Origin of the sequence: Okeania sp. SIO3B5, assembly GCF_010692555.1 — a bacterium.
Classification (GTDB): Bacteria; Cyanobacteriota; Cyanobacteriia; order Cyanobacteriales; family Microcoleaceae; genus Okeania.
In genome coordinates, this window is record NZ_JAAHHG010000214.1 from 1 (window position 1) to 5,087 (window position 5,087).

At 36.6% G+C, this 5,087-nt stretch carries 2 protein-coding genes and 1 pseudogene; all 3 read right to left on the bottom strand.

Annotated elements, in window-relative coordinates; genetic code table 11:
• Positions 1-349 (bottom strand): annotated as a pseudogene (locus F6K54_RS24185) (hypothetical protein); the annotation flags it as partial.
• 747 nt (positions 350-1,096) lie between these two features.
• The gene (locus tag F6K54_RS24190) at positions 1,097-2,380 is read right to left on the bottom strand and encodes a CO2 hydration protein (RefSeq protein WP_293083008.1); all 1,284 of its coding nucleotides are present in this window, start codon (positions 2,378-2,380) and stop codon (positions 1,097-1,099) included.
• Between the two features lie 565 nt (positions 2,381-2,945).
• Complete coding sequence (locus F6K54_RS24195; protein ID WP_293083010.1) at positions 2,946-4,541, bottom strand: NADH-quinone oxidoreductase subunit M; 1,596 nt, start codon at positions 4,539-4,541, stop codon at positions 2,946-2,948.
• Positions 4,542-5,087: the final 546 nt, after the last annotated feature.

Below are 5,087 nucleotides of genomic sequence, written 5' to 3' on the forward strand. Positions count from 1 at the left end.
CTTTATCTTCGCTGATGGTGCCACCGACAAAATAAGACAAAGCTTCTTTCTCCGTACCTCTGAACGGCTCATTGCTGGCCAGTGTTGGTTTGAACAAAACCGTACCAAGATCATAAGCATAAAGCCTGTCAAGAGTACTTTGTGCTTCTGCTTCTGGGTTTTCTGCCTTGCCAATGGCGACAATGGCTTCGCCCCAGCTTTGCTGTGCAGCTAGAACATCGTTTTCTGTGACAGGATTTTCGCATGACGCAGCCTCTACCATTGGCGTAGATTGAAGGTTCGTGCAAGCAGCCATTGTAGTTACTGTGGATACGATTAAAAGTGCAAAGAAATTTGGTTTCATGGTCATCTTTTTCTTTTATAGGACTAGGCGTTAATAGATTAACCTATTTCCGCCTACAAAGCTACAAGAAGTACAGACAATTTTCTTGAGAAAGTTGCTGAAATTGTTCATCGTTTCTGGATAATTAGACATCTCCAGAAAAGAGGGAGTAGGGAGTAGGGAGTAGGGAGTAGGGAGTAGGAAGTAGGGAGTAGGGAACCCACCCCTCGCCCCTCCCCCTCCTGGGAGGGGAAGAATTGATAATTTATGTGCGATAATTGATTTTATTTTTTATTATTGGAGATATCTATTGGCCAAGGAAATTTAAGGTTTTTCGTTCAACTTGTTTAGGAGTAGGAGGTTCAATCAAAAGTGATAACCACTCCAAAAATTGTACTTTCAACCTTGATTTTCAAAAAAAATCATTAGACAGGGTTTGCGTTCAAAAGTCTTTTAGTAGGGGTAGGATACAGGATACAGGATACAGGAGACACCGGACTTAATTAGGACTTACGCAGTAGAAAGTATTTCAGTCATTGCGACCGACAGGGAAGCAATCTCAAAGGCTACTTTTTCGTGCCTCGTGCGTAAGTCCTGTTGATATTACACAGTACTCTGAAGTATGAACAATGGAAGCTCGATCATAAAACTTCTTCCTTCTGTTATGGCATTGCTATATTTATAGCAAAGAACAAGTTGGTGTTTGACTTATATTGATTATAAATCTCAGACAGAGAAAAGTTTTTCCCACTGTTGCCTGTTGCCTGTTGCCTGTTAACGATAATCTTGGCGCTGAATATCTCGCAACCGAGCTTCTGGACGCTTAAATCTATCTAGTTGCTCTTCAAAAAATGCACGATTTGCTTTTAAATGTTCTAGATCTGGGTCATCTAAAGGATGTAATGTTGCCTGTCTTAGTGCTTGAATAACTGCTGAAGTTACACAATACATTGAACGTTGAAAAGTAATTCCTAACTGAATCAACATATCATCTTCCCCTCGACAATATTGTTTGTAATAATCAACTAAGAATGATGGTAAAAAATGCAGCATATCTTGCATTAATAATGTGGGAGGAATACCAGCATTTCCTACTGGAAAAACATCTGCATAAAGAATGCCATAATGAAAGTCTTTTTGATTTTCTGGCACTTGTTTTGCCTGAGCATTATAAGATTTTGTACCACGGAAAGGTGCAGTGCGATAAAAGACAGCTTCTACATAAGGTAAAGCAGCTTCAAATAACCAAGTAAAACCACAAGATTTGGGAATAATTTCGTGTAACTCACCCCGAATATAAACATGATGATAAATCGGGCGATTTGCTACAGCAAAAATTCCATTTACTAGAAAATTCATTGCTTCTGGAACGCTGGTTAATTTCCCTTCATTATATAAGTCAAACATTTCAAAAAAAACAGCAGTCATTACTTCCCAAAATAAACCAAGATTACTGTAATAAGAAAGTTGTCTGACCTGTTCGATAAACATTTCTGGGAATAGTTTATACAGACCTAACATTACAGGATTTCCTTGAAAATAAGCTTTAATTGCTTTATCTGCTGCAGCCTTATATTCAGGAGTATCTAAATAAGGGTCAAATTTACCTCCCATTTCCCGATGCCAAAACATTGCTCGCATACAAGCTTCGGCAAATTCCATATTAATTCTGTCATGCCATAAATGATGTAATAATTTTGATTTTTTGCCACTTTCTCCCTTTTCAATAAATGCTAAAAGTTCTGGATGAGCTGTTGCTTCTCCACGCCAAACTCTTAAGTCTGCATCATCACCTGCATAGTGATTATGAAGTTCTAAATATTCTTTTGGCAGGAAGTATTTAAAGAAGGGTAAGGGGTTTAAAAATACTCGTTCGGCAATATAAAGTAAGTCGCGCCAATAGAAATCCATTGGTACTGCATAAGCTTTATAAATACCGATAATTTGCATTAGGTTTTCTGGGGTATCTGGCAGCATTGCCCCACCTGCTTCGAGGCGGTGGATAATTTCGGCAAATTCATGTTGGGAGGGGGGGAGTTTTATTGTTGTTTGTGTCATTTCAGTTATCAGTTATGTAAGCATTCAGCTGTCAGCCATCAGCTATCAGCTATTGCTTTTAGTTTACGATCAAAGCAATATTTAATTGTCTTACTACAAAAGTTGGCTTCTTTAGCCTTAAAGTCTATATTAATTTAAACACTGTCCTTAGGGAGAAACTCTTATTGCTGAGAGCTGACAGCTAATAGCTGTTTGCGCAGCATTCCGCAGGAAATGCTTACTCAGTTATCAGTTATCAGTACCGACTGCTGTTTGCGCAGTAGCGTAACACACCAAAACTCTATATCTATTAGACATCTTTAAAGTGAATTGGTATAACAACGAGGTTGTATTTGTTGGGTTGTGCTAGCGCTTAACCCAACCTACGGTATTATCAATAATTATCTGAACTTTGTAGGTTGGGTTGAGGAACCCCCGAAACCCAACAACAATAATTGTATTTGTTGGGTTGCGCTAGCGCTTAACCCAACCTACGGTATCATAATTATCCAAACTTGATATTACTAGGAGTTTTGAGAAATATTCTTACACAGTTTTTATATCTATCTGAAAAAACCTAATTTCTCTATTCCAGGAAATTCAAATCTGTTGTATTTATCAAACTAGCTAAATTTTGACTTTTGACTTTTGCCTTTTGAATTTCTAAATTTTGACTTTTGACTTTTGACTTTTGAATTTCTATATTTGAATTTTGAATTTCTACAAGAGAATTAGTCACTAAAAAATTGGAAGTTGCTTCACTCCAACGCACTAACCAAGTAGGTTGAATTCCTAAAAAGAAAATGACTACTGCTAATACTAAAGCAGGGGTACGTTCAGACCAAATAACTTTAGGATAATAAGCTGTATCATTATCTAATTTACCGAAACAAGTACGGTTTAACAAAATCACAAAATAAACAGCAGTTAAACCACTGGCAATAATACACAAAAGAGTAGCAATAGGAAACACCGAAAAACTACCTTGAAATACCAGAAACTCAGCAGCAAAACCTACCATTCCCGGAATACCTGCACTTGCCATTCCACCCATAATTAATAAAGCGCTCGTAAAAGGTAAACCACGCACCGGACTCATCAAACCATTCAACACAGATAATTCGCGAGTGCCAACTTTGCTCTCCACCACACCCACCAGGTGAAATAGAATCGCTAAAATTAAACCGTGAGCAACCATTTGAGAAATAGCTCCCACTAAACTCAAAGGTGTATTGGCAGCAGCAGCAACAATGATATAACCCATGTGGCCAATTGAACTGTAGGCAACCATTCGTTTAATGTCTTTTTGAGCGATCGCTGCTAATGCTCCATACAAGACGCTAAAAGTACCAATTATCGCTACTCCGGGGGCTACTATTTGCCAGGTTTCGGGAAATAATCCTAACCCAAAACGCAATAGTCCATAAGTGCCTAATTTTGCTAATATTCCACCTAGAAGAATTGTGACGGGGGGAGATGATTCGACGTAAGCATCTGGCAACCAAGTGTGTAAAGGTACTAATGGAATTTTGATGCCGAATCCTACTAAGAGAATGGTTAGTAAGATAAGTTTGGTTTTTAGTGATAGTCCTTGGGTTGAAATTAGGTCATAATCAAAACTGGGAGAATTGCTTAACCAAGTTATTCCTAAAAATCCTACTAATATCAGAATTCCGGATACTGCTGTATAGATCAGAAATTTGGTTGCTGCATAACCTCGTTTTTTACTACCCCAAATTGCTATTAATAAATAGATGGGGATTAATTCTAGTTCATAAAAGAGAACGAATAATAATAGGTTTGCGGAGAGAAAAGCACCTGCTATTCCGGCATTTACTAACAAAATTAAGGAGTAATATAGTCGCGGGCGATCGACATTATTGCCATAACCATAAACTACTATGAATGTTAGTAAGGAATTTAGGGCGAGTAATGGTAGGGATAAACCATCTATACCGAGATTATAGGTTAAACCTAATTGGGGAATCCAGGTAAAATGTTCTTGAAATTGTAAACCTGGATTATTTAGGTTAAATTTTAGGGCAATTTCTACAGTCCAAGCTATTAGAGATAGGGCAATTGCTAAGGTGATTTTTCGTAATTTTTCATCGGTAATTTTTCCAGGAAAAAATCCGACTAAAGCTGCCCCTAAAATTGGGATGATAATTAAAACACTGAGCATTATTTTTTGTTATTTGTCTGTTAATTAAATTTTAGTTTAGTACGACATAATTTTTTTATTTTGATGTGGGAATTATTCATGGGGATGGTTGAAAGTTTGGCCTCATAACAATTTACTATTTACCAGCTTAATCATAGAGTAAAACTAATCAAAATAATAGCCTGGCACGACATATATTTTTAATTCTGATGTAAGAATTATTCATTTTATAGCACTACGCTATTAAGATTAGGAAAGCTAAAAAATTTCAAAACATTACAGTTAAAAGTTTTGACTCTAGCTAATAGCTGAATGTTTATAGCTATAGATTTTTTCTGTGAATAAACTGACTATTAACCAGTTTCATTATCAGGATAAATTAAACATCTCAAAATTTTAGTCTGAGAAAAACCCTGATTTTTGAGTATCATCTACAGAGAATTTTCTGAAAATGATTGAGATTTTCTGGGAAATTAAGTGACTGTTAAATCTGCTTAAATATTTGCCAAATATTAGTCGAGCGCCAGATTTATTTTTGAGTGTTATCCACAGATGATTTACTGAAAT

Excerpts from the sequence above, each read along its gene's own strand:
- F6K54_RS24190 (WP_293083008.1), bottom strand. The coding sequence starts at position 2,380 with ATGACACAAACAACAATAAAACTCCCCCCCTCCCAACATGAATTTGCC.
- F6K54_RS24195 (WP_293083010.1), bottom strand. The coding sequence starts at position 4,541 with ATGCTCAGTGTTTTAATTATCATCCCAATTTTAGGGGCAGCTTTAGTC.